Source organism: Ohtaekwangia sp. (assembly GCF_036568665.1).
Classification (GTDB): domain Bacteria; phylum Bacteroidota; class Bacteroidia; order Cytophagales; family Cyclobacteriaceae; genus Ohtaekwangia.
The window spans coordinates 1-4,906 of record NZ_DATCSD010000327.1; the positions used below are offsets into that span (position 1 = coordinate 1).

Annotated in this window: 2 protein-coding genes; both read left to right on the forward strand. The window is 45.4% G+C overall.

The genetic code is table 11. The features are described from left to right. Positions 1-3,091: SusC/RagA family TonB-linked outer membrane protein (locus VIN08_RS18340; protein ID WP_414693299.1), on the forward strand; the 3,091-nt coding region annotated here is incomplete at its 5' end. Positions 3,092-3,108: 17 nt separating this feature from the next. Continuing rightward, on the forward strand, positions 3,109-4,782 hold the full coding sequence (locus VIN08_RS18345; RefSeq protein ID WP_331967970.1) for a RagB/SusD family nutrient uptake outer membrane protein: 1,674 nt from the start codon (positions 3,109-3,111) through the stop codon (positions 4,780-4,782). The last annotated feature ends 124 nt before the right edge of the window (positions 4,783-4,906 follow it).

The following is a 4,906-nucleotide window of genomic DNA, read 5'->3' on the forward strand; positions in this document are numbered from 1 at the left end:
ACGTAAAAAATTTATCTACTCCGTCATGTTGATCATGACCCTCCTGGCGCCCCGCTGGGTTGCAGCCCGCGACATTACGATACAGGGTAAAATTACCGCACAGGATGATGGCTCCTCTCTGCCCGGAGTAAATGTGATTGTTAAAGGAACTTCGATCGGTACAACCTCCGATGCCGAAGGACGCTACTCACTCAATGTGTCTGACCAGAATGCGGTGCTCGTCTTCTCATTTATAGGATACCAGACACAAGAGATTACCGTAGGCGCACAAACTACTATTGATGTGGTGCTTCGCTCTGATGTAGAAACACTCTCGGAAGTAGTGGTAGTAGGTTATGGTGAACAGAAAAGAGAAACACTCACCGGATCGATCTCACAATTGAAAGGTGAAGATATGGTGAAGAGCCCGCAGCCGAACTTATCAAACTCTTTGGCAGGACGTTTCTCTGGTATCATTGCCAGCAACCGTGGTGGTGAACCGGGTTATGATGGCAGTAGCTATAACATTCGCGGTCTCGCTACTACCGGTAACAACGATGTACTCGTGGTGATCGATGGTATACCCGGAGCACTCGGTGGTTTGGAGCGTTTGAATCCGAACGACATCGAAAGTATATCTATACTGAAAGATGCTTCTGCCGCAGTATATGGAAGCCGTGCAGCAAATGGTGCTATACTGGTAACTACCAAGCGCGGTAAAACCGGCAAGCCTACTATATCCTATAGCTTTAACCAGGGCTTCTCATCGCCTACACGTTTGCCCGATATGGCCGATGCTGCTACCTACGCTACTATCCAGAACGAGATAGACTACTATAACAACAAGGCCGGTGGTATGAATCAACACTATACCGATGCCGAAATACAAAAATTCAGAGACGGATCAGATCCGCTTAATTACCCGAATACCAACTGGGCAAAAGCTGCCTTAAAAAATGTATCGCTGCAGAATCAGCATAACCTCTCTATCAACGGAGGAACGCAGGATGTTCGATACTATGTGTCATTGGGAAAAACATACCAGGATGGATTATATAAACATGGGGCAACAAAATATAATCAGTATAACTTCCGCTCGAACATTGATGCCAACGTAACAAAAGATTTTAAAGTATCATTGTTACTGTCAGGTCGCCAGGAAGATCGTCAGTATCCTATTTCTGGTGCGAATGATATATTCCGTTCTATATACCGTGCGTATCCTACTGTGGCATCCGTTTATCCAAACGGTTTACCTTCTTACGGAGTAGAGGGCAACAATCCGGTGATCATGTCTACCAGCACAGGTGGTACAAATGTAAACCCGATCTATGTATTCAATAGTGTATTGCGTGCCAGCTATGCTATACCACAGGTAAAAGGTCTGTCGGTGGACGGATTCATGGCTGTAGATAAAACCTGGAACTTCGATAAAGCTTTCAGCAAGCCCTATACAGTATACTCCTATAACAGTGTTTCCAATACATACTCGCCCACCGTTACCGGAGGTTCATCCGGAGCAGCGAAGCTGAACGAATCACAGGAGAACATCAGTCTTATTACCCGTAACATAAAACTGAACTACGAAAAGCAGATGGGTGATCACTATATAAGTGCTTTCATTTCGTACGAGCGTAGCAAGAACCACCGCGAAACATTTGGTGCATCGCGCATCAACTACCCGACCATGCTTACACCCGAACTCTCGCAGGGAGGATCGGCTGCTACTGATCGCGATAATTACGGAAGCAGCTATAACTATACCCGCAGAAGTTATATCGGCCGGGTATCATATAACTATAAAGAAAAATACCTGGCAGAAGCACAGATGCGTATAGACGGATCATCTATATTCCCCAGCGGACACCAGTATGGAACTTTCTCTGCCGGATCCATTGGCTGGAGAATTTCAGAAGAGAACTGGTTCTCTGAGAATATATCATTCATCAACGACCTGAAGATTCGCGCATCCTATGGTGAACTTGGCAATGATAACGTAGGTCCGTTCCAGTATATCAATAACAACACCTTTAACAATACCTATGTTATTGATGGCGATAAACATCCCGGCCTGGATTTAACGAAGCTTGCCAACCCCAACATCACCTGGGAAACTGCCAGGAAAACAGATATAGGCCTGAACGCTACATTTTTGCAGAACTTTACGTTTGAATTTATATACTTCAAGCAGAACAGGTCTAACATTCTTGCTCCGCGCAATGCATCTATACCGGGAGTTTCCGGTATCGTAAACCCGTATAACGATGGAAGCTCTACCTATACTACACTGGTGCCTTATGAGAACATAGGGAAAGTTAACAGTACAGGTTTCGAAACAACGATCGGGTATAAACACCAGGGCGAGTTCTGGTATGGCATTTCAGCAAACATGACACTTGCCAAGAGCAAAGTTATCTATATAGATGAAGCTCCCGGTGTGCTGAGCTATCAGCGCCAGACAGGTCGCCCGTTGAACAGCTACCTGCTCTATAATGCCATTGGTATATTCCGTACACAAAGTGATCTGGATAGCCATCCACATTTTAGCAACTCGCAGTTGGGTGATCTTATCTATGAAGACTATAATAATGACGGACAGATTACAGCCGATGATCAGGTGCGCACAAAATATGGAAATATACCACAGATCACCTATGGTATAAACCTCAATGCTGGCTGGAAACGATTTGATATATCGATACTCTTCTCTGGCCAGGGACGCGTTAGTCAGTTTGTATTGCCGGAGTCTGGTACGATCGGTAATTTTTATAGCACATGGGCCGATAACCGCTGGAGTCCTACCAATGTAAACGGAAGCTATCCGCGTGTAGATACCCGTGCATCGTCTTCAAACAATGGTGGTTTGTATCGCAGCACATTCTGGCTGAACAACGCTTCATTCCTTCGCATGAAAAATATAGCCATCGGCTATAACATTCCTGCAGCGATTGCATCCAAGCTTCACTTGTCTAACCTGCGTGTATATGCCAATGCCTTTAACCTCTTCACGATATCGAAGGTTAAAAATTATGATCCGGAAGGAAGCAGCGAGAGCGGACAATTCTATCCGCAGCAGCGTATCATTAATCTTGGTGTAAACCTTCAGTTCTAAAAATGAAAAATATGAGAATGAAATTCAGATATATACTCCTGATGGTTACCATCGGACTGGCAATATTGACGGTGGGATGTAAGGAAGATTTTCTTGACGTAACGCCGACCAGTATAGTAACAGACGATGTGCTTGCGCAAGACTCCGCCTTGCTGGAAGATTTTATCATTAACCGCTATATGGGCGTGCGCCTGCAGGATAAAGAAGGCGAGGGTACTCCTCCCGGATTCGGTCGCGGATTTGAGTATGCATTGTGGGCATCGGTTACTGACGAAGCGATGTATAACAGTGACGATAACACCTGGCTGATGCAGCGTGGTTTACTGGCTCCTGAAAATACAGGTATAGCGGGTACAATCTGGTCAAGAAGCTATAGAAGCATTCGCGAATGTAATTCGGCCTTGAAAACTCTTAGTAAAATAGTGATGAGCCAGCCGCACAAAGATATACTGGTAGCCGAAGTTAAATTCATTCGTGCGTATCGCTATCATGATCTGTTGCGTAATTATGGTAAGGTTGTATTGGTGAGCGACTCCGTGTATAATTTAGATGATGATCTTACAGACGATGCACTCTTTCAACGTTCATCTATAGCTGATGGTATAAATTATGTAGTAACACAACTCGATGAAGCAGCCGCAGATTTACCATCAACAAATAATGATAAATGGAAACTCGGTCGCGCTACAAAAGGTGCAGCATTGGCATTGAAGGCACGCATTCTTCTATATGCAGCCAGTCCGTTGTATAATGCAGGCACATGGCAGGCAGCAGCAGCAGCAGCTCAGGATGTAATTTCGTTGGGGAGCTACTCGCTGCATTCCGATTACCAGGATTTGTTTCATTCGTCCTCCAGCAGCGAGATTATTTTTGAAAGACTCTATGCTATAGGTGCACGCCACGTGTGTCTGGAAATATCCAACAGTCCGAACGGTTATGGTGGCTGGGCTGGTAACACACCGCTACAAAATCTGGTAGATGCCTATGAAGTAAAAGTAGATGCCAACACTGCTATACCATTCGACTGGAATAACACTACGCATGCAAACGCTCCCTATAGCAATCGCGATCCGCGCTTCTATGCCAGTATACTTTACAACGGTGCCAGCTATCGCGGTCGTGCTATAGAAACATTTACTCCGGGTGGTCAGGACAGTAAAGATGGTAAAGACAACTGGAATACTTCGAAGACCGGTTATTACCTGCGCAAATTTCTGGACGATGATCTGCCGATCAACAATCCGTGGGATGTAGCCGGTATTCAACCGTGGATCTATATCCGTTATGCAGAAGTACTACTCAACTATGCTGAAGCACAAAATGAAGCGGCTGGTCCTGATGGTACAGTATATAGCGCAATCAACCAGATACGTCAGCGTGCAGGTATGCCTGATCTGCCGGCAGGATTAACACAATCGGAGATGCGCGATGCTATACGCAGAGAGCGCCAGGTTGAATTGGCGTTTGAAGAACATCGCTTCTACGATGTGCGCAGATGGAAAATAGCCATCGATACGGAGAACGAACCGGCCTATGGTATAACCATTACCAAGAGCGGCAGTACGTTAACTTATGCGCGCAAAGTGGCCCTCGATGGTCGCCTGTTCGAAGAGAAACATTACTGGCTGCCCATACCTCGTGCAGAGATACAGGCATCCGGCAATAAGCTCGAACAAAATCCGAATTATTAATCTCTAAAATATATAGCAACGGGCACAGTATATATAGTGTCCGTTGCTTCTTTTCTTCCTTCCTATGTGCAGGGTGCAGCTTCGTTCTTTTATTCACTATATAGCTATCTACAGCATCTTGCTG